Source organism: Micromonospora sp. WMMD1102 (genome assembly GCF_029626265.1).
In the GTDB taxonomy this organism is placed as follows: domain Bacteria; phylum Actinomycetota; class Actinomycetes; order Mycobacteriales; family Micromonosporaceae; genus Plantactinospora.
On record NZ_JARUBN010000001.1, the window covers coordinates 8,272,074 to 8,291,353 of the forward strand.

Genomic DNA, 19,280 nt, shown 5'->3' on the forward strand with positions numbered 1-19,280 from the left:
ACCAGTCATCCGTCCATGGTCCGCGCACCACGCCGGGCACGCTTCACAGGGAGCGATCATGACACGCTGGCGCCCTTGCCGAAATCATCTTGGTCATTAAGATAACTGCATGAGAATATCGACTGGCTTCTCCGTGGCGATCGCCGGTGCCGGCCTCTCCGGCCTCTGCCTCGCGCAGTACCTGATGCGCGCCGGCATCGACGTGCACGTCTACGAGCGGGACCCGGGACCCTTCGTCCGGCAGCAGGGCTACCGGATCATCCTCGACCGGTACGGGCTCAGGGCGCTGCGCGAGAGCTTGCCCCGCCCGCTGTACCGGCTGGCGTTGACCACCGGCGACGAGCCCGGCGGACAATTGCGCTTCACCGACAGCCGACTGCGGGACGCGTTCACCATCAACTTCAAGAGCGAGTCGCACGCGACCCGCCAGGTCGACCGGCTGACCCTGCGGTCGATCCTGATGTCCGGGCTGGACCGACGCATCCACTACGGCAAGTCCGCCGTCGCGGTGGACAGCGACGGCCCGGCCGGGCTGCGGCTGCGGTTCTCCGACGGCCGGGCCGTCGCGGCGTCCGTCGTCGTCGGCGCGGACGGCGTCGGCTCGGCACTGCGCGCGCAGCTCATGCCGGACGCAAGCCCGACGAACACCCCGATGGCGGGCATCTACGGCCGGTCGCCCCTGCGGCTGGGCGGCGAGAGCGTCATCCCGGACGCGCTGCGTACCAGCGGGGTCCTGGCCATCGCCGACCGGCCGGGCCGGGCCTTCTTCTTCACCTCCATGCGGTTCGGCGAAAGCCCGCGCGCCGCGTTCGCGCGCCTGGCACCGGGCAGCTATGCGCCCACCGGCGACGACTACGTCATGTGGGGACTGCTGCTCCGGCAGGAGGAGGTGCCCGTCGGCATCCGCGGAAACCTGCTGGCGCTGCGGGAGCTGGCGGCCAGGATGAGCACCGACTTCCACCCGCTCATCCGGCGGCTGGTCGACACCGCCGAGCTGGACGCCACGGTACTCAACCTCTTCGCCACCGGTCAGCGCCCGCGCCAGTGGGCGGTGCCTTGGGCGACGATGATGGGCGACGCCGTGCACGTCATGCCGCCGTTCGGTGCCCACGGCGGCAACACCGCGCTCCGCGACGCCGCCCTGCTCGGCCACCGGCTCGTCAGGGCGCGGGCGAACGGCACGCCGGTCGAGGAAGCGATCGCCGGCTACCAGGACGAGATGGTGCCCTACGCCTTCCGCGCCGTCGACACCGCCGCCGGGCTGATGCGCCGGCTCACCGGGGGCGCGGCCGCACCGCACTGGGTGCTGACGCGCGTGTTACCTCGGTTGCACCGGGTCACCGTGCCGGAGGCATGATTGCGGGCATGTCCCACGAGCCGGCCCGGGCGTCCGCGATCGCCGACCTCATGCGCGCCGGGCGGGAGATGTCGCGGCTGTCCATGGTGTTCCGGTACGCCATCGCGGAGCGGCTGGGCCTCACCGTGAGCGACCTGGAGTGCCTGGACTACCTGGCGGACGCCGGATCCGCCACCGCGGGGCAGGTCGCCGAGCGGACCAACCTGACCACCGGGGCCGTGACCAGCATGCTCCGCCGGCTCCAGCAGGCGGGCTACGTGACGGCCGAGCGCGATCCGGCGGACCGGCGGCGGGTGATCGTCGCCCTGCGGCCGGAGCGGATCGCCGAGTTGGAGCAGCCGTACGAACGGTTCGCCGAGCGGGCGGAGCGGCTCGTCGACGGCTACAGCGTCCAGGAGGTCATGCTGCTGGTCCGGCACTATGACCGCATGCGGGCGATGTACCTCGCCGAACTGGACCGCCTTCGCGGCGGCGACACCGCGCAGCGGTCCGCCTGAGCCGCCGCCGGGGGGACCGGACGTCGCACCGTGCGAACCGCGTGGACGAAAGCGCTGGCACCGCGACGCGGCTGCGCCCGCCCAAGACGGAGTACGGCCAGGAAGGCCGCCGCCCTGACCCCGGTGTTGTCGATGCGGTCGGCCGTCGGGAGCGCGGTCGCCGGGAGTCGCTCTTCGGCCGCGAGCACTGGCGCTCGGGGCGAGTCGTGTGACCCGTCCGGGCACACGTCCGCGCATGTGTAGGTTCCGGCACACCTGGCTCCACGGCGGGACTCGTACGCCGACGACACCCCGTGACGGCAACAGTTTGGGCAACCCGGAGCAACCCGGAGCAGAGCAGCCGAAGATCGAATCACGCCGATAGCATGGCGGGATGGCCGACGATCCGGATGTCGACGACGGGGAGCCGCGGACCGGCCGGTGGCCGAGGCGAACGGCGTGCGGGAGGGAGTACCCGGATGGCAGGGCTGACCTGGCGGGTGAGCCTCACGATCAGCCCGGTCGCGGTCCTGCCGACGGCCGCCCTCGCCGTGCTCGGCCTGGCCCTGCCCGGCATGGACTTCGACGGCGGCTGGGGCTGGGGCTGGGTCGTTCCGCTGCTCGCCGCCTATCTGGTCAACGCCGGGCTGGACTGGATCGGCACCGTCACCGGCTACTCCGGCTGGATATCGGGGCGCACCGGGACCTGGACCAAACTTCGCTGGCTGTTGACCGGTGTCCTGGTCAACCTGCTGCTGCTCGCCGTACTGCCATGGTTCGTCGGTCTCTTCGGCCCGGACATCTCGACCGGTGGACCGGGCACCCTCGCGGTGGCGGCGGCGGTGCTCGGGCTCTGCTTCTATCTCGGCTCGCGCTTCGAGGACGTGTCCCTCTTCTTCGAGAAGGGCGCCGGCGGTGACGGTGACCGGCCCTCGAACGCGGCGGAGTGAGCACCCCGGGCGCCGACGTGCGCGGGATCGGCCCGGCGGGCACGTCGTACCAACCGACATTCGACTCGGACGGATGTCCGGGCTACCGTTCGGATACGGCGATGCCGGATCAGGGTGGTGGTCAGACGCTGGTCGAGGCTCCGGGCGACGAGCAGGTTCGGCCCGTGGCCGCGGGGAGTGGTGAGGTTCCATGACGGGAAGCGGCGACGTCGGCACGGGCGGCCACAGCCATCCAGGCGGCCAGGGCCAGCCCTCGGTGAGCTACACCGGCGGGGTCAAACCCGAGCACCTGGCCCAGACGCTCAGTGAGCTGGCGCGCACCCTCCAGCTGGAGGAGAGCCTCGACGACACGCTGACCAGCATCGTGGCGGCTGCCGTCCCGACCATCCCGGGGACGGCGTTCGCCGGCCTGACCGTGGTGCAGGGCAAGCGTTCCGTGTGGACCCGGGCGGCGACGCACGAGCTGGCCCGCCGGGTCGACCAGGCGCAGTACGACACCGGCCAGGGGCCGTGCCTGGACGCCGTCTTCGAACACCGGACCGTACGCGTGGCCGACCTCACCCGGGACACCCGGTGGCCCGACTTCGCCGGCCGGGCCGCCGAGCTGGGCGTACGCGGGATGCTCTCGTTCCAGTTGTACGTCGAGCACGACAACCTCGGCGCACTCAACCTGTACTCACCGGAGGCCGGCACCTTCGACGACGAGTCGGAGCAGGTGGGGCTGCTCTTCGCCGCCCACGCCGCGGTGGCGATGGCCGGAGCGCGGCGGGAGTACGACCTCGGCCAGGCGATCGGCACCCGGGACCTGATCGGCCAGGCCAAGGGCATCCTGATGGAGCGCTACCGGCTCACCGCCGACCAGGCGTTCGTGCTGCTGGTCCGGACGAGCCAGCACACGAACGTCAAGGTGTCGGAGGTCGCGCGGATCCTGGCCGAAACCGGTGAACTCGGCCCGGAGCAGCGCCGCGCCCCGGCCCCCGAGTAGTCGGCGGACGGATCAGCGACTCCGTGACCCCGTAAACCCTAGCCGGGGGTCAGGCACCAGTAGCCGTACGGGTTGCGGTAGAGGTCGTCGGGGTCGTAACGGGCGCAGTCGCGGCTGCCGAGCACCCAGTGCGGGGCGTCGGGGGCGAGCGCGAACGTCTCACCGTCGCGGACCCGCCGGCCGCCCGGCTCGCTCAGCAGATAGCGGGCCAGGGCGTCGAGCAGGCGTACCTGCGGGTCGACCTCGGCCGGCCCGGCCGGTCCGGTCGGCGGCCCGGCGCGCAGCTCGACGTCCGGCGCGCCGAGCAGATGCATCCCGCAGCTGTAGACCGCGACGCCGTCGGTGATGGGCCGCTTCACCCAGGCCCGGTGCAACACCACCGCCAGGGCCGGCTCGTCGGTCGCGGCGGCGGCCCGGTCGGCCAGGTCGAGCCAGCGGTCCCGGCCGTGCGCCAGGCCGCTGCTCTCGTTGCGTACCGCCGTCGCGCCGGCCCGCAGCAGCGCGGCGGTCAGCGCCAGCATCCGCCGGGACACCTCGATCGCGGTCTGCCGGGTGGCCGGCGGCGAGAGCAGGTACGCCACCGTGTCGTGCTCCCGCACCGCCCGCCGGTCGGCGTCGGTGAAGCTCGGGCTGGTCAGCGAGGACCGGAACGAGGCGACCATCCGCGGGTCGGGCTCGGGTCGGGAGTACTCCGCGTCCAGGGTGCAGTCCGGGCCGCCGATCTCGGCCGCCAGCCGGGCCACCAGGTCGAGGTCCAGCCCCGCGCCGAGCACACAGAGCACGTGCTGCGGGGGCGGCGATCCGGCCTCGTCGATCACGCCCGGCAGGTTACCAACGGGTACGGCCGCAGTGTCAACGTCCCCGGCCCGACCCACCGCCCGGAGCCGCCGCCACCGGGCGGGCGCCGGACGGCAACGGCGGCGCCCGCCGCCCCCACCCGGGGACGGCGGGCGCCGCCGCTCGTCGGTCACCGCCGGGTCAGCACCCGGCCGAACCGCCGGTCAGATCCCGCCCAGCCGGGCCGGACACGGGTTCACCGGTTCCAGGGTGAAGTCGAGCGTGCTGACCAGGCTGGCCTGGATCTGCTGCCGCTTCACCTGTGGCACCCAGCCGTCCTTGGCGACGATCACGTCGTACCGGCCCTTCGGCAGCCACCAGGAGTACAAACCCTTGTCCCTGGTGGCCAGGGTGTGGCCGGCGGCCGGGTCGGCGGCCGGGTTGACCCGGACCGTCGCCAGCAGCGGCACCTCGGCACCACCGCAGGTCCGGCCGAGGACCGTACCCTGGATCTTGCCCCAGCTGCCGGGCGGCGAGACGTTCATCTCCACCTCGACCACCGGTACCGGATAGGGGCTGTCGGTGACCAGACCCAGCTCGGCGGCGTAGGTGCCGGGCTGGGCGACCCCGGCCGCCGCGGTGGCGGTCAGGGTGACGGTGACCGTCCGGGACGCACCGGGCGCCAGGGTGAAGGTGTCCGGCGTGGTGCTCAGCCAGGACGCCTCGCCCCCCTCCAGACAGGCTTCCAGCCCGCCGAGCCGCTCGGTCTCCGCCGACCCGACGAACGAACTCGGCGAACCGCCCACCTTGTACGCCCCGCAGACGCCGGCGCCCCGATAGCGGGCGAACTGCGCGTTCGGCAGGTTCACCCAGGCGCCGGCCACCGGGTCGTAGCCGATCGTCCGGTTGGTGAGTGTGGTCGACGCCGCAGTGGCGCCACCGGCCAGCACCAGCATGCCGCCGGCCGCCGCGTACTGCGAACCCCACAGGTCCAGCGGCATGTCCGGCAGCGAGTTCCAGGCGTTGCTGGCCGGGTCGTAGACGAAGCCGTTCTTGAACTCCACCGTGCCGACCCCGCCGGCACAGTAGACCTTGCCGCCGACGCCACCGCAGGACATCCAGGAGGAGCCCTGCGGATAGTCGGCGGCGCTGCCGAACGTGCCGGTGATCGGGTCGAAGACCGTCACGTCGGCGGTGTCCACCGAGCACTCGTTGTCGCCGCAGCCACCGACGACGTAGAGCTTGCCGCCGCTGGTCGCGAACGCCGCCGCCGCCCTGGGCGCCGGGTTGGTCACCCCGGCCAGGGTGGTCCAGGTGCCGGTCCCCGGGTCGAACACGTCGACCGTCTCCACCGGGGCGTCACCGGCACCCCAGCCGCCGAGCACGTAGATCCGGCCGTTCAGCGCGGCGACCGCCGGCTTCGACCGTGCGGTCGGCATGTCCGGCAGCGCCGTCCAGACGTTCGTCGCCGGGTCGTAGACCCAGCTCTTCCGCTCGTTGCCGGTGTCGGCACCGCCACCGATCGAGTAGACCTTGCCGTCCAGGGTCACCGCCGAGTTGTCGAAGATCGCCGCCGGCAGGTTCGCCACCCGGGTCCAGGCGTCGTCGACCTGCGGCGCCGCGGCGGCGGTGCCGGTGCCGGGCCCGTAGGCCGTCCCGGTCCGACCCTTGCTCAGCCCCTTCATCCGGTACTCCACCAGCTCCGCGCCCTTCGCCGAGAGCTCGCTGAACCGGGCCCCCCGTTCCAGCGACCGCACCGTGGCGGGCGCGTTGCCGGTGTTGGTGACCTTCACGGTGACGTTCCGGGTGCTGCCGTACGGCTGGTGCAGTTCCAGGTTCGTCGGGGTGACCGTCAGCCGGGCGGCCTTCAGCGCGAAGTCGGCCCGCCTGGCGTCGTCCGCCACCACCGTCACCTGCTTGCCGGCCGACCGGTACGGCGCCAGGCTGGCGCTGAACGGCTGCGCGCCGGTCAGGCTGGAGTAGAGCCAGTAGAAGCCGTCCGGGATGTTCGGGTCGTCCGGGGTCGCCGCCGAGACGCCCTTGTCGGCCGGCTGGTTGTCGCTGGCCACCGTCACCCCGTTCAACGGGTTGCCGGTGTTGGCGTCGGTGGTGAAGCCGACGACCAGGCCGCCCGGCTTCGGGGTGCAGGTCCGGTTGACGAGCGCGACGTTGTCCACCTGCCACCACCAGGCGAAGGTGCCCTTGAACCGGAACCGCAGCCGGACGTCCGGCGCGCCGGCCGCCGCGTCCAGCGGTATCTCCTCGACCCGTGGGCCGCGCCGGCTGACCGTCTGGTGCCAGACGTTGGTCCAGCTGCCGCCGCCGTCGGTGGAGACGTCGACGTCGGCGGTGTCGCTGACCCCGACCGCCCGCCAGTCGCTGTTGAAACGCAGCAGCGGCGCACCGGTCCCGGAGAGGTCCAGCGGCGGCGTGACCAGGTCGGTGTCCTGGGTGTTGCCGCCGCCCAGCGCGTCACTGTCGATGATGGCGAAGTTGCCGGTGCCGCCGGTCAGGTTGGTCCGGCCGGCCGGGTCGTCGAACGCCCAGCCCCCCTTGTCGGTGCGGTTCACCACCGACCAGCCGGCCGGGGCCGAGGTGCCGTCGAAGCTCTCCGTCAGCAGCGGGTCGCTGATCCCGGCGGTGTAGCCGGCGGCGGTGCAGGCCGGCAGCACGGTGGGGCTGACGTTCACGGTCTTCGCGGCGGTCTCGACCGCCACCTCGGTGCTGACCGGCCGGTAGCCGGGGTAGACGACCGTGGTGTCCAGCCGGTAGGTGGCGCCGCCGGGGACGGTGAACGAGTACGCGCCGGTCGCCGGGTTGGTGAAGACCGGGCCACCGGGGCGGCCGGAGACCTGGATCTTCGCGTACAGCGGCCAGCCGTGTCCGGAACCGTCGGTGACCCTGCCGCTGACGGTGACCATCGGGGCCGCCGCCAGGGCGAAGTTCTGGGTGAGTACGTCGCCCTGGGCCACGGTCACGGTGGCGGTGCCGGGGACGAGGCCGTACCCGGCGGCGGTCAGCTCGTGGGTGCCGACCGGCAGCACCAGGGCGTACCTGCCGTCGGGGTCGGTGACGGTGCCGATCTCGCCGGCCCGCACCTGCGCACCGGCGACCGGCTCCCCGGTGGCGGCACCTGTGACGGTGCCGGTGACCCGTCCCGAGTCGCCGCGCGGCGCCGCCAGCACCGCCTGGTACGCGTTGAGCCGGCCCTCGCCGAAGGTGTTGTTGTCGTCGACCGTGCCGCCGCAGGTGAGCGCGTCCACGTCGGTGGCGGTGTCGTCGAGCAGCCGTTCGGTGGCCGGGATGTTGCCCTTCAGCCCGGGTGCCGCCGACCAGATCAGTGCGACGGTGGCCGAGACGTGCGGGGCGGCCATCGAGGTGCCGCTGCCGGTGCCGTAGCCGTTGCCGGGCAGGCTGGACCGGACGTTGCTGCCCGGTGCGGCGATGTTCGGCTTCACCGAACCGTCGATGCTGGACACGCCCCGGCCGGAGAAGCTGGAGATGTTGTTGTTGACGTCGTACGACCCGGCCGCGTAGGTCAGCGGGTAGTCGCCGGGGTTCTCGGTGGTGTTGCAGCCCGGCCCGTCGTTGCCGGCGGAGAAGCTGGGGAAGATGCCGGCCGCCCGCCAGGCGACCACGGTCTGCTTGTACCACTCGTCGTTCCGGCCGCCGCCCCAGGAGCTGTTGACGACATCCGGGCGCAGGTCCGGCCGGGGGTTCTGCCCGTTCAGGTCGGTCGGGGCGAGCACCCACTGGCCGGCGGCGAGCAGCGAGCCGTCGGAGCAGTTGTTCGTCTCGCAGCCCTTCGCGGCGATCCACTTCGCACCGGGTGCCACGCCGACCTGGTTGCCGGCACCGTCGTCGCCGACCATCGTGCCCATGGTGTGCGAGCCGTGGCCGTTGTTGTCACACGGCGCCGCGCTGGCGCAGACCTCGGCCGGGTCGAACCAGTTGTAGTCGTGGTCGAAACCACTGCCGGTGTTGCCCCGGTAGGAGCCGCGCAGCGCCGGGTGGTCGAACTGCACGCCGCTGTCGATGTTGGCGACGACCACGTCCTCGCCCCGGGTGTCGAACTCGGACCAGACCCGGGGCGCCTCGACGTTCGTGACGTTCCACTCGGCCGCGTTCGTACCGGCGTCGGTGGTGGCCCGGAACGGCTCCGGTTTGATCAGTTCGTAGTTACGAGCGGGATCGATGCGTTGTACGTCGTCCCGGGCGGCGATGTCGTCGAGCAGGGCACGGTCACCGGTCACCCGCAGCACGTTGGCGATCCAGTACGACCGGTACTTCGCCCCCCGCTTGTCCAGGTCGGCGCGGAGGTCGCGCTGGCTGCGCTCGGCGGTGGCGGTGAGCGTCCGGTAGACCGCGCCGGCTCGGTCGTCGGCGTCGGCGACCCGCGCCGCCCCGCTCAGCTCGGCGCGTTCCCGCAGGTAGACGGTGAAGGTCGTGCTGCCCTCGGCGGCGAGTTCGGCGAGCAGTTCCCGACTCACCTCCGCCTCCGGCCCGGCGGCCGTGGCGACCGCGGGTTGTGCGGTGACCCCGAGCAGCACGGCGGCGGCCGCCGCCACCAAACGCCAGCGTCTCGGCCGGTCAGCCCGGCTCCGGCCGGATCGATGCGACATGGTTCCTCCCCCACTGGTCGGCGTCCCGAGCCGTCTCGGGAGCCTGTTCCTGCCAGCTCCGGGTCGCCCGGCGCTGCCGGCACGCGTGGGTCCGACGATTGCTCACGGACAGCGCCCCCCACATCGGCTTGGAGTAATGCTCTGGCTGATCCGGGGTAGTGATCAATGCCCGATGTCGGCCAGTATCTAGGCAGTAACTAGGCGTATGTCGGTCAGGAGGGAGCCGATTGCCCTACATCGGTTAGCGTCGCTGTTGACTCGCCCGGTCAAACCCGTTTGGCTAGGGCCCGCAGTCGACGGGGGAGGAGTGGAGCGAGGTGGCAAACGGAGAAGTCCCGCTCGTCGTGTGCGTGTCCACGGATGTCGCGGTGCGGGAGCGGGTGGTCCGACGACTCGACGACTTCGGCACTGTCGTCATCTGTTCGGATCTGTCCGAGTTGCGGGCAATGTTGTTTCCGGCGATCGGCAACGGGACACCTGTCGAACCGGGGCCGGTGAGCCTCGGTGACCTCTCCGTCGACCCGGGCGGCCACCTGGTCACCTGGCGCGGCGAGCCGCTGGCGCTGACCCGGCTGGAACGCGAACTGCTGGCCCGACTGGCCAGCGCGCCGCTGGGGGTGTGGACGTACGAGCGACTGTTCGGATCGGTCTGGGGCGGCGCCTACCTCGGCGACACCGCCATCCTGCACTCCGCCGTGAAACGGCTGCGCCGCAAGCTGCGCGCCGTCGAGGGCGGTCCGCAGGTGCAGACCGTACGCGGCGTCGGCTACCGGCTCGCCCCTGGACACTGACCCCCCGACGGCTACCGCCCCTGGACACTGACCCCCGACGGCTGCCGTGCCACCATGGCGGGCGTGAGCATCGACGCCCCGGCACCGACCTGGCCCGGCCAGCCGGACCCTCCGGCCCCGCCCCGGTGGCGGCGCTGGCTGTTCGTCGGCCCGGTCGGCTGGGCGGTGCTGCTGCTGGCACTCACCGCCGTCTCGGTCTATCGGGACGAGCCGACGGTGAAGGAGCAACGCACCGTCGAGCAGGCCGGACCGGTGGTCGACCGGGCACTCGGCCAACTCGTCGCGGCAGCCGGGCCGGACGTCGCGGTCCAGATCGCCGAACGACGGGTCACCGACGGCTGCGAACTGACGGTCGTCCGGGACGGCGCCTCGCTGGACGCCACGGTCGTGATGCACGCCCCGGACGCGGACGTGCCCGCCCTGCTGGACCGGATCGCCGACCGGCTGCCGGCGGCGTACCGGGCCGTGGTCCGGCACAGCGCCGACGGAAGCGTGCACGCGCTGCGGGCCGACGCGGGCGAGTTCGTGGCGGTCGACGGCGGGCAGGCCGGTCCCGGGGTGGTCGAGCTGACCGTCTCCACCGGCTGCCGGCCGGTCTCCGGTGAACCGCAGATCCGGTCCGGGCCGCTGCTGCTGCCGGCGGCCGAGCCGGACCCGCTCCGGCTGCTCGGCGCGCTCGGCGCGACCGAGCCGACTCCGGTCGGGCTGGTCGCCGCGCCCTGCCCCGGGCAGGGCACCACCTGGACCGCGCGGGCCACCGGCCGGGGCACGCCGGCCGGACCGTTGAGCGCCGCGCTGCCCCGCCCGGCCGGCGCCGTCGTGGTCGCCGACGGCACCGAGATGTACGCCTACCGCAGCGGCCCGACAAGCGTGCTGGTGGAGAGCGGCGCCGGCCAGATCCGGGTCGCCGTCAGCACCGGCTGCGCCGGATGACCGGCTGCGCGGAGGGGCGCCCGGGTCAGTAGACGAGCGCCTGGGCGCCGTCGGCCATCGCCTCCTCGACGAAGACCGCCGCCCCGGCGATGCGCACCCCGGGAAGGACGTCGGACTCGCCGATCTCCCGGCGCGCCGCGCACTGGGTGCAGACCGTCACCCGGCCACCGGCCAGGATCACGTGCAGCAGCTCGGCCAGGGGTGCGGAGTGCGGCAGCTCGAACTCGTCGGCCCGGCCGGGCAGGGCGAACCAGCTCGACTCGCCGGTCAGCCAGAGCGACACCTCGACCCCGGAGGCGACCGCCGTGGCGGCCACGGTGAACGCCTGCGCGCAGCGTTCCGGCGAATCCGATCCGGCGGTGGCCTTGACGACCAGGGTGCGTGCCATGCCGCCAGCATAGGATCTACCCGTCATGGTTACCGAGATTGGGTTCGTCAGCCTGCTGGTCGCGGGTTTCGGCGCGCTCGCCGGTTACCTGGTCTACCTGGCCGTGAGAATTTCGAGAGGTCGTTGGTGAGTGCGGTGTCGCAGCCACCAACGGAAGGGATGACGTGAGCGACAACCCGATCGGGCCGCCGCCCTGGCTGAACGCGCCGCCGGTCGAGCCGTACCCGTACGAGGAGACCTACGACCTGCGTAAGGGGCCGGACCTGCACCCGGCGCTGCTCGGCCTGCTGCCGTACGTGGGGCTGTGGCGGGGGCGGGGGCGGGGTGGGTTCCCCAGCATCGAGGACTTCGACTACGCCCAGGAGATCCGGATCACCCACGACGGGCGGCCGTTCCTCTACTACGAGTCGCGGGCCTGGATCCTGGACGAGCAGAGCCGTCCGGTCCGCCCCGCCGGGCGTGAGGTCGGCTGGTGGCGGGCGGTGCTGGACGCCGACGGCAAGGGCACCGACGAGCTGGAGGTGCTGCTGACCACCCCGACCGGGATCATGGAGCTGCACCTCGGCAAGGTCACCGGCACCCGGGTCGAGATCGCCACCGACGCGGTGGTGCGTAGCGCGACCGCCAAGGAGGTCACCGGCGGGCACCGGCTCTTCGGCATCGTCGAGGGGGCGCTGCTCTACGCGCAGGAGATGGCGGCGGTCGGGCACCCGCTCTCCCCGCACCTCTCCGCCCGGCTGCTCCGGGTCGGCGGCTGACCCGCGCCGCTCGACACCGGCCGGTCAGTGACTCGGGACGGGGAAGCCGAGCAGGTCGGCCAGTACCGCGGTGTGCGGCGAGGCGGGCAGCGGAACCCCGTCGAGTTCGCGGACCTCGGCGAGGCCGCGTACCGAGGAGGTGAACCAGGCCCCGTCGGCGGTGTGCAGTTCGGCGGGGGTGACCAGCCGGTGCTCGACCTTCCAGGCCAGCTCGTCGGCCTGCCGGAGCAGCCAGTCGGCGGTCACCCCGGGCAGGATCCCGGTCTGCTCCGCCGGCACGGTGCAGAGCCGCTCGCCGGCCAGCCAGACCAGGTTGGCGCTCGGCCCCTCCAGGGCGTACCCGTCGGTCGAGGTCCAGAGCACGTCGTCGACGCCGTTCGCGGCGGCCCAGCGCCGGGCGGCCTCGCTCAGCGCGTACGACGTGGTCTTCAAGCCGCTGAGCAGCCACGGCCGGCCGGTGCGGGCGTCGGCGGCGACCCCGAGCGGCAGGGTCGCCACCCGGATGCCGTCCCGGCGGGCCCGGCGGGACGCCTCCGGCACCGCGGAGAGGATGGCGTAGACCGTCGGCCCGGTGTCGTCCTCCGGCCCCCGGGTGCAGATCAGTCGCAGCCGGCCCTCGGCGTCGGCCGGCCAGCCGGCGCAGGCGGTGTCCAGCAGGTCGCGCAGCTCCGCCACGGCAGGCAGCGGCAGTCGCAGGGTGGTCGCCGCCCGGGCCAGCCGGTCCAGGTGCGCGTCGACCAGCCAGGGCCGGCCGGCCCGGACGTGCATGCTCTCGAAGATCCCGTCCCCGCGTAACACGCCCCGGTCGTCCACCCGGATCACCGGCTCGTCGGCCGGCACCAACCCCCGGCCGAGTACGGCGACGACCCGTTGTTCGTTCGACATGGCGCCGAGGGTAGCCGCCGACCCGTCGGCCCCGGCCGATGCGCACTATGCTTTGTCGGTGTCGGAATCGTCACTTGCGGAGATGCTGCGTTCCCGTGGACTGCGGTTGACGGCGCAGCGACAGTTGGTCCTCGAGGCCGTGCTGGAGCTCGGGCACGCCACTCCCGAGCAGGTGCACTCGGCGGTCCGTGAGGTCGCCGCCGGAGTGAACATCACCACGATCTACCGGACCCTGGAACTACTCGAACGCCTCGGGCTTGTTACCCATACACATCTGTCCCACGGGTCGCCGACCTACCACGCCGCGGGTGAGGACACCCACGTGCACCTGGTCTGCCGGATCTGCGGGGCGGTGGACGAGGTCGATCCGGAGATCTTCGGGCCGCTGACCGAGAAGCTCGCGGCGGAACGGGGCTTCCAGGTCGACATCGGGCACGTGGCGCTCTTCGGCGTCTGCGGGCGGAGCGACTGCGAGGAGCGGCGGTAATGGAGCACGGGGAGCGGCGGTAATGATCGACATCGCGGGTGCGGTGGCTGTCGAGGCGATCGACGAGGAGACCCGGGACCAGCCGGAGCCGGAGCACGCCGCGGCCGGCGTACGCCCGGTGGCCGCGCACTACGGCGACCCGATCCGCGAGCAGCGGCTGCTCGCCACCGACGTGGGGCTGGTCGACCGGTCGCACCGGGGCGTGATCGCCGTGCCCGGTGCCGAGCGGGCCGGCTGGCTGCACACCCTGACCAGCCAGCACCTCGCCTCGCTGCGCGCCGGGCAGGGCAGCGAGCTGCTGGTGCTCTCCCCGCACGGGCACGTCGAGCAGCACGCGATGGTCGCCGAGGACGGCGAGACGACCTGGCTGGACACCGAGCCCGGCGACACCACGGGACTCCTCGGCTATCTGGAGAAGATGCGTTTCTTCACCCGGGTCGACCCCCGGGACGCCACCGCCGACTGGGCGCTGCTCTCCCTGGTCGGCCCAGGTGCCGGCGAGGCGGTCGCCGCGCTCGGGGTCAGCGGGCTGGCCGAACCGGACCTGCTCGGGGTGCCGGGCCCGAAGTTCGCCGCCGGCTCCGTGCCACCCCGACCGAGCGTCGTGTACGACGTCCGCACGCTTCCGGGCGGCGGCTGGGCGCGACGGGTTCGGCTCGGGGTCGACGTGCTGGTGCCCCGGGCCAGCGTGCCGGAGGTGGTGGACGCGCTCGTCGTCGCCGGCACACCGGTCGCCGGGCTGTGGGCGTACGAGGCGGTGCGGGTGGCGCACCGGCTGCCCCGGGTCGGCTTCGAGACCGACCACCGGACGATCCCGTCCGAGGTCGGGCTGGTGGCCTCGGCCGTACACCTGGACAAGGGTTGCTACCGGGGGCAGGAGACGGTGGCCCGGGTGCACAACCTCGGTCGTCCGCCGCGCCGGTTGGTGCTGCTGCACCTGGACGGGGTGACCACCGACCAGCTGCCGACGGCCGGCGCCCCGGTCACCGCCGACGGGCGCACGGTCGGCTTCGTCGGTACGGCGGTCCGGCACTTCGAACTGGGTCCGGTCGCGCTCGCCGTGCTGAAGCGGTCGGTACCCGACAGCGCGGCGCTGCTGGTCGAGGGCTCGGCCGCGGCGATCGACCCGGAGTAGTTCCGTCCGGCAGACCCGAGGCGGTCCCGGCCCTGCTGACGGCGTTGGTCGACGGGCGCCTCGGCTAGGATCCCGGCATGACGGGCACGTTGATCACGGTGGCGCCGACCGGGGCCGAGTCGGCGAAGGCGGAGGTCCCGGCCCTGCCGGTCACCCTCGACGAACTGCTGCTCACCGCCAAGGAGTGCGAGGCGCTCGGGGCGGCGGTGATCCACGTGCACGTCCGGGACGACCGGGCCGAGCCCACCCTCGACCCGGGCCGGCTGCGGGAGACCGTGGCCGCGCTGCGGGACGGCACCGACCTGATCGTGCAGCTCTCCACCGGTGGTGCGGTGACCGACCCGGAGTCCGCTCGGCTGGCGGTGCTCGACGCCGGCCCGGAGATGGCCTCCTGCACCATGGGCACTGTCAACTTCGGCGACGACGTCTTCCTCAACCGCTGGGAGTTCGTCGTCGACCTGCACACCCGAATGCAGGACCGGGGCGTCGTGCCGGAGTACGAGATCTTCGACCTCGGCCACCTGGCCGCGCTGCGCCGGCTGCTCGACCGGTACGGCCTGCCGGCCGGCGGGCACGTGCACGTCGACTTCGTGATGGGGGTGCCCGGTGGCATGCCGGGCAGCGTCGAGGCGCTGGTCGCCTGCTGCCAGGCGCTGCGGGACCTGCCGGCCGGGACGACGTTCTCGGCGACCGGCATCGGCCGGAGCACCATCCCGGTGATGCTCGCCTCGGTCTCGGCCGGCGGGCACCTGCGGGTCGGCATGGAGGACACCATCACCTACGCCAAGGGGCGTCCGGTGGAGTCGAACATGCAACTGGTGGCCCGCGCGGTCGGGCTGGCCCAGCTCGCCCAGCGCCCGCCGCTGAGTCCGGCGCAGGCGCGTGAGCTGTTGGGACTCGCGGCACAGCGGTGAGGGGCGCCGGGCCGTCACGTCGGCCCGATGGGTACCGTCCGCGACCATGGGCGAGAGCTACGACGGCGGCGTACCGCTGGTGGAGGCGGTCCGGTCGGGCTTCGTGGAGTCCGTGCACCGGGGTTCCGTGGTGCTGCTGGACCCGACCGGTGCGGTACGCGCCGAGGCCGGCGACGTACGCGGACCGGTCTTCCCCAGGTCGTCGAACAAGCCGCTCCAGGCGGTCGCGATGCTCCGGGCGGGACTGCCGCTGACCGGCGCCGACCTGGCCGTCGCCTGTGCCAGCCACCACGGCGAGGACCGGCACGTTGACCGGGTCGGTGCGCTGTTGCGGCGTACCGGGCTGGATTCGTCCGCGCTGCGCTGCCCGCCGGACCTGCCGATCTCCGGGGCGGCCCGGGACGCCCTGCTGCGGGCCGGCGGCGGGCCGTCCCGGCTGCACATGAACTGCTCCGGCAAGCACGTCGGGATGCTGCTCAGCTGCCAGCTCGCCGGTTGGCCGGTGGCCGGGTACTGGCATCCCGAGCATCCGCTCCAGCAGCGGATCACCGCCACGGTCGAGGAGTTCACCGGCGAGCCACCGGCGGCGGTCGGGGTCGACGGCTGCGGTGCACCGCTGCTCGCGGTCTCGCTGGTCGGGCTCGCCCGGGCGTACCTGCGGCTCGTCACGGCCGAGCCGGGTTCGCCGGCCCGGACGGTTGCGGACGCGATGCGCGGGTACCCGGAGATGGTCGCCGGCACCGGCCCGGAGGCGTACGACACCCGGCTGATGGCCGGGGTTCCCGGGCTGCTCGGCAAGAGCGGCGCGGAGGGCGTCGTCGCGGTGGCGGTGCCCGGGGTCGGCGCGGTGGCCGTCAAGATCGACGACGGGGCGTCGCGGGGCCTGATGCCGGTGCTGGTCTCGGCGCTGCGCCGGCTGTCGGTGGAGGCTCCGGTCCTCGACGAGCTGGCCGAGTCGCCGCTGCACGGCGGCGGCGAGATCGTCGGGGCGGTACGCGCCCGCTGGTGAGGCGGTCGGCTCGGTGCGCCCGGCCGGCTCGGTGCCCCGGCCGGTGCGGATGAGACGCCGGTAACTATTGCTAACTTTGGCAAGCATTCTGCTTGCAGGAGCAAGCGGAGCTGGTTACCGTCGAGACATGGCCAATCCGAAGGACCTTCCGCGGGACATCGGCGGCTTCATCCGTGACCTGCGCCGCAACGCGAAGATCTCGTTGCGGCAGCTGGCCGAGCAGGCCGGGGTGAGCAACCCCTACCTGAGCCAGATCGAACGCGGGCTGCGCAAGCCCAGCGCGGAGGTACTCCAGCAGCTGGCCAGCGCCCTGCGGGTCTCCACCCCGGCCATGTACCTGCGGGCCGGGCTGCTCGACGACCGCGAGGGGCAGGGCGTCCTCGCCGCTATCGCGGCCGACCCGGACCTGACGGTGTCGCAGAAGCAGTCGCTGAGCCAGATCTACGAGACGTTCCGCCGGGAGAACCTGCGGCACGCCGACGTACCGGCCGACCCGGATCTCGCCGACGCCCCGGCAACCGCCGCTGCCAGCGGAACCGCCGGCCCGGCCGGCAGCGGGCAGCCGGCGGAGGCCGTACTCGAATCGGTGGCGGTGACCGAGGCGGGCGCCGCCGCACCACCGACCGGAAACCGGCCCGGCGGGCGGTCCACGCCGCCGGCTGCCGTGAGGAAGACCGCCCGCAAGGCGGTCGGTAAGGCCGCGCCGTCGACTCCGACGGAGACCCCGGCCGCTGACGAGGAGGAGAAATCATGACCCAGCCCCGAACCGCCCGGATCCCCGCCCCGCTCTACGCGGTGGCCGGTGCCGGCGAACTCGCCTACCAGCAGCTGCGCCGGCTGCCCGCCGTGGTCACCGGGCTCGGCGAGGAGTCGACCCGCTCCGAGCTGCGGGAGAAGGCCGTGACGACCACCGCCGAGCTGCGCGAGAAGGCCGTGCTGACGCTGCGTGGCGCCAACATCGGCGCGGCGAACCTGCGGCACCGCGCCGCAAAGGGGGAGCTGGACCTCGACCGGCTGCGCGAGGCGACCATCCGCAACGCCGCGGTGGTGGTGGCCGGCGCCCAGGCCGCGCAGGAGCGGGCCGTGGCCGTCTACGGCGAACTCGTCGCCCGGGGTGAGCGGGTGGTCGGCTCCGGTGTCGTGCAGGCCGCCGACACCGTGAACGCGGACATCGCCGCCACCGAGGCTCCGGCGGTGACCGCCGCCGGGCAGCCGGCACTGAGCACCACCCCGGCCGAGGTCGTCGAGCAGGTCAAGGAGCCGGCCGCGGCAGCCGAGGCCACCGGTACGGCCGGGGCCACCGGCACGGCCCCGAGCACCCCGGCGGTGAAGCGCCGCCCGGCGGCGAAGTCGACCCGCCCGGCCGCCAAGCGCACCCGCCCGGCGACCGAGAAGTAGTTCCCGGCACGACGAGACCGAGCCGGCCCGGCGGCCACCGAGAACGGCCGCCGGGCCGGCTCGGTCAGTCGCCGGTGACCTCGGCTGGGTGCGCCAAGTGGCACGCACCCGGGGTCACCGGCATAAGCTTTCCGCCATGGGCACAGCCGCGCCGCTCTTCTTCGACGACGTCGTCTTCATCATCAACCTGGTGCTGATCGTCTTCGCCCTCGTGATCCAGGGCGTCGCGCTCGTGCACTGCGTCACCCAACGGTCCGACGCCTTCCCGGCGATCGGCACCCTCCCCAAGGGAGCCTGGGTCGCCATCCTGGCCGTCTGCCTGGTGCTCACCCTGCTGCTCTACCGGCCGCTCAACCTGTTCGCGCTGATCGGCATCGCGGCGGCGTTGATCTATCTGCTCGACGTCCGGGTCGGACTTCGTGACCTGACCGACGGCAAAGGCTTCTGGTGAGAGATTTCCGCTGGCCACCGCCGCCCGACGGCGGGCCACGGACGTACGGCCCGGGGCCGACCGCGCCGCGCAGCGGCCGGCCGGCACTGCCCGATCCGGAGACCGAGCTGGTCGCCACGCCGCACGGCGTACGGCTGGAGCGGCTGGTCACCGGCGACGGCGACCCGGTGACGGTCTTCGCGCACGGGCTCGGTACCGGCATCTCCACCACCCGGCCGCTGGGCAGCGCGGTGAACGGGCGCAAGATCTTCTTCCAGTTCCGTGGGCACGGCCGCTCGGAGGCGCCCGAGGGCGCGTGGAGCTACGCCGACCTGGCCCGCGACCTTCGGGCCGTCGCCGACCTCGGTGGCGCCAGCCGGGCACTCGGGATCAGCCTCGGCGCCGGTGCGCTCTGCCGGCTGCTCTGGGAGAGCCCCGAGCGCTTCGAGCGGGCGGTCTTCGTGCTGCCGGCCGTACTCGACGAACCCCGTCCGGAGGTGGCCCGGCGGCGGCTCACCGAGCTGCTCGCCGCGGTACGCGGTGGCGACGCCGCCGAGGTGGCCGAGGCGGTTGCCTTCGAGGTGCCACCGGCGGTGCGGAACACCCCGGCCGGCTGGGCCTACCTGCGGCAGCGGGTGGACCAGCTGACCCGGGACGGTCTCGCCGCCGGGCTGGCGAATCTGGCCGGTCAGACCGCCGTCCGGCAGCGCTCGGCGCTGGCGGCGGTCACCGCCCGTACCCTGGTGATCGGCTCTGCCGGCGACGACCTGCATCCGGTCGCGGTCGCCGAGCAGCTCGCCGAGGCGCTGCCGGCGGCGACGCTGCACGTCTACGACCGGCCCGGCCTGCTCTGGACACACCGCACCGACCTGCGCGAACGGATCTCCGGCTTCCTCAACGACTGACCCGGCCGCCCGCTCGGGCGGTGGTCGACGGCCGGGTTGGGCGGGTCGCCGGGCGGTGCAGCATCTCCGCTGCCGGGCGG

The 19,280-nt window shown here is 73.3% G+C and carries 20 protein-coding genes; 16 read left to right on the plus strand and 4 right to left on the minus strand.

Features of this window, described 5'->3' with window-relative positions:
* The first annotated feature begins 109 nt into the window (after positions 1-109).
* The 4 genes from O7626_RS37595 (at position 110) to O7626_RS37610 (ending at position 3,768) form a co-directional block, all read left to right on the plus strand.
* Positions 110-1,357, plus strand: coding sequence for an FAD-dependent monooxygenase (locus O7626_RS37595; protein ID WP_278065689.1), 1,248 nt, complete (start codon positions 110-112; stop codon positions 1,355-1,357).
* A gap of 8 nt (positions 1,358-1,365) precedes the next feature.
* Positions 1,366-1,854 (plus strand): MarR family transcriptional regulator, encoded by a 489-nt coding sequence (locus tag O7626_RS37600; protein WP_278065690.1) that lies wholly within the window; start codon positions 1,366-1,368, stop codon positions 1,852-1,854.
* A gap of 458 nt (positions 1,855-2,312) precedes the next feature.
* Positions 2,313-2,783, plus strand: coding sequence for a hypothetical protein (locus O7626_RS37605; RefSeq protein ID WP_278065691.1), 471 nt, complete (start codon positions 2,313-2,315; stop codon positions 2,781-2,783).
* Positions 2,784-2,973: 190 nt separating this feature from the next.
* Positions 2,974-3,768, plus strand: coding sequence for a GAF and ANTAR domain-containing protein (locus O7626_RS37610; RefSeq protein WP_278065692.1), 795 nt, complete (start codon positions 2,974-2,976; stop codon positions 3,766-3,768).
* Between the two features lie 38 nt (positions 3,769-3,806).
* Here the strand turns inward: O7626_RS37610 and O7626_RS37615 are convergent, their stop codons facing one another.
* Both O7626_RS37615 and O7626_RS37620 read right to left on the minus strand, forming a co-directional pair.
* Positions 3,807-4,586: a hypothetical protein gene (locus O7626_RS37615; protein WP_278065693.1), complete on the minus strand. Its 780-nt coding sequence runs from the start codon at positions 4,584-4,586 to the stop codon at positions 3,807-3,809.
* A 183-nt stretch (positions 4,587-4,769) separates the two neighbouring features.
* Positions 4,770-9,167, minus strand: coding sequence for a S8 family serine peptidase (locus tag O7626_RS37620; RefSeq protein ID WP_278065694.1), 4,398 nt, complete (start codon positions 9,165-9,167; stop codon positions 4,770-4,772).
* Positions 9,168-9,484: 317 nt separating this feature from the next.
* On the opposite strand from O7626_RS37620, the gene O7626_RS37625 reads away from it, so the two are divergent.
* The gene (locus tag O7626_RS37625) at positions 9,485-9,958 is read left to right on the plus strand and encodes a winged helix-turn-helix domain-containing protein (RefSeq protein WP_278065695.1); all 474 of its coding nucleotides are present in this window, start codon (positions 9,485-9,487) and stop codon (positions 9,956-9,958) included.
* A gap of 54 nt (positions 9,959-10,012) precedes the next feature.
* Entirely contained in the window at positions 10,013-10,891 is an 879-nt protein-coding gene (locus O7626_RS37630; protein WP_278065696.1) for a hypothetical protein, read from the plus strand.
* A 25-nt stretch (positions 10,892-10,916) separates the two neighbouring features.
* On the opposite strand, the gene O7626_RS37635 is transcribed toward O7626_RS37630, so the two are convergent.
* The gene (locus O7626_RS37635; protein ID WP_278065697.1) at positions 10,917-11,279 is read right to left on the minus strand and encodes a DsrE family protein; all 363 of its coding nucleotides are present in this window, start codon (positions 11,277-11,279) and stop codon (positions 10,917-10,919) included.
* A gap of 25 nt (positions 11,280-11,304) precedes the next feature.
* On the opposite strand from O7626_RS37635, the gene mtfM reads away from it, so the two are divergent.
* Complete coding sequence (gene mtfM / locus O7626_RS37640) at positions 11,305-11,409, plus strand: small membrane protein MtfM (RefSeq protein WP_278065698.1); 105 nt, start codon at positions 11,305-11,307, stop codon at positions 11,407-11,409.
* A 34-nt stretch (positions 11,410-11,443) separates the two neighbouring features.
* Positions 11,444-12,037, plus strand: a complete 594-nt coding sequence (locus O7626_RS37645) for a heme-binding beta-barrel domain-containing protein (protein ID WP_278065699.1) — start codon at positions 11,444-11,446, stop codon at positions 12,035-12,037.
* Positions 12,038-12,061: 24 nt separating this feature from the next.
* Here the strand turns inward: O7626_RS37645 and O7626_RS37650 are convergent, their stop codons facing one another.
* Positions 12,062-12,922, minus strand: a complete 861-nt coding sequence (locus tag O7626_RS37650; RefSeq protein WP_278065700.1) for an aminotransferase class IV — start codon at positions 12,920-12,922, stop codon at positions 12,062-12,064.
* 58 nt (positions 12,923-12,980) lie between these two features.
* Between O7626_RS37650 and O7626_RS37655 the strand changes: the two genes are divergently transcribed.
* The 8 genes from O7626_RS37655 to O7626_RS37690 all read left to right on the plus strand — a co-directional run bounded on the left by O7626_RS37655 (position 12,981) and on the right by O7626_RS37690 (position 19,200).
* Positions 12,981-13,409: a Fur family transcriptional regulator gene (locus O7626_RS37655; RefSeq protein WP_278065701.1), complete on the plus strand. Its 429-nt coding sequence runs from the start codon at positions 12,981-12,983 to the stop codon at positions 13,407-13,409.
* A 22-nt stretch (positions 13,410-13,431) separates the two neighbouring features.
* On the plus strand, positions 13,432-14,544 hold the full coding sequence (locus tag O7626_RS37660; protein WP_278065702.1) for a folate-binding protein: 1,113 nt from the start codon (positions 13,432-13,434) through the stop codon (positions 14,542-14,544).
* A 77-nt stretch (positions 14,545-14,621) separates the two neighbouring features.
* Positions 14,622-15,458, plus strand: a complete 837-nt coding sequence (locus O7626_RS37665) for a 3-keto-5-aminohexanoate cleavage protein (RefSeq protein WP_278065703.1) — start codon at positions 14,622-14,624, stop codon at positions 15,456-15,458.
* Between the two features lie 46 nt (positions 15,459-15,504).
* A complete protein-coding gene (locus O7626_RS37670) occupies positions 15,505-16,467 on the plus strand; it encodes an asparaginase (protein WP_278065704.1) in 963 nt (320 codons plus the stop codon).
* A 127-nt stretch (positions 16,468-16,594) separates the two neighbouring features.
* Positions 16,595-17,221: a helix-turn-helix transcriptional regulator gene (locus O7626_RS41660; RefSeq protein WP_347404835.1), complete on the plus strand. Its 627-nt coding sequence runs from the start codon at positions 16,595-16,597 to the stop codon at positions 17,219-17,221.
* Positions 17,215-17,865, plus strand: coding sequence for a hypothetical protein (locus O7626_RS37680; protein WP_278066498.1), 651 nt, complete (start codon positions 17,215-17,217; stop codon positions 17,863-17,865). Before O7626_RS41660 ends, O7626_RS37680 begins: the two co-directional genes overlap by 7 nt.
* A 136-nt stretch (positions 17,866-18,001) precedes the next feature.
* Complete coding sequence (locus O7626_RS37685; RefSeq protein WP_278065705.1) at positions 18,002-18,316, plus strand: DUF2516 family protein; 315 nt, start codon at positions 18,002-18,004, stop codon at positions 18,314-18,316.
* Positions 18,313-19,200 carry an alpha/beta hydrolase gene (locus tag O7626_RS37690; protein WP_278065706.1) on the plus strand — a complete coding sequence of 296 codons (888 nt, stop codon included), beginning with the start codon at positions 18,313-18,315 and terminating at the stop codon, positions 19,198-19,200. Before O7626_RS37685 ends, O7626_RS37690 begins: the two co-directional genes overlap by 4 nt.
* The last annotated feature ends 80 nt before the right edge of the window (positions 19,201-19,280 follow it).

What these genes read in the sequence shown, in the direction of transcription:
- O7626_RS37635 (WP_278065697.1), bottom strand. Translation starts at nt 11,279, where the DNA reads ATGGCACGCACCCTGGTCGTCAAGGCCACCGCCGGATCGGATTCGCCG.
- O7626_RS37620 (WP_278065694.1), bottom strand. Translation starts at nt 9,167, where the DNA reads ATGTCGCATCGATCCGGCCGGAGCCGGGCTGACCGGCCGAGACGCTGG.
- O7626_RS37650 (WP_278065700.1), bottom strand. Translation starts at nt 12,922, where the DNA reads ATGTCGAACGAACAACGGGTCGTCGCCGTACTCGGCCGGGGGTTGGTG.
- O7626_RS37610 (WP_278065692.1), top strand. Translation starts at nt 2,974, where the DNA reads ATGACGGGAAGCGGCGACGTCGGCACGGGCGGCCACAGCCATCCAGGC.
- O7626_RS37665 (WP_278065703.1), top strand. Translation starts at nt 14,622, where the DNA reads ATGACGGGCACGTTGATCACGGTGGCGCCGACCGGGGCCGAGTCGGCG.
- mtfM (WP_278065698.1), top strand. Translation starts at nt 11,305, where the DNA reads ATGGTTACCGAGATTGGGTTCGTCAGCCTGCTGGTCGCGGGTTTCGGC.
- O7626_RS37605 (WP_278065691.1), top strand. Translation starts at nt 2,313, where the DNA reads ATGGCAGGGCTGACCTGGCGGGTGAGCCTCACGATCAGCCCGGTCGCG.
- O7626_RS37660 (WP_278065702.1), top strand. Translation starts at nt 13,432, where the DNA reads ATGATCGACATCGCGGGTGCGGTGGCTGTCGAGGCGATCGACGAGGAG.
- O7626_RS41660 (WP_347404835.1), top strand. Translation starts at nt 16,595, where the DNA reads ATGGCCAATCCGAAGGACCTTCCGCGGGACATCGGCGGCTTCATCCGT.
- O7626_RS37600 (WP_278065690.1), top strand. Translation starts at nt 1,366, where the DNA reads ATGTCCCACGAGCCGGCCCGGGCGTCCGCGATCGCCGACCTCATGCGC.
- O7626_RS37670 (WP_278065704.1), top strand. Translation starts at nt 15,505, where the DNA reads ATGGGCGAGAGCTACGACGGCGGCGTACCGCTGGTGGAGGCGGTCCGG.
- O7626_RS37685 (WP_278065705.1), top strand. Translation starts at nt 18,002, where the DNA reads ATGGGCACAGCCGCGCCGCTCTTCTTCGACGACGTCGTCTTCATCATC.
- O7626_RS37630 (WP_278065696.1), top strand. Translation starts at nt 10,013, where the DNA reads ATGGCGGGCGTGAGCATCGACGCCCCGGCACCGACCTGGCCCGGCCAG.
- O7626_RS37595 (WP_278065689.1), top strand. Translation starts at nt 110, where the DNA reads ATGAGAATATCGACTGGCTTCTCCGTGGCGATCGCCGGTGCCGGCCTC.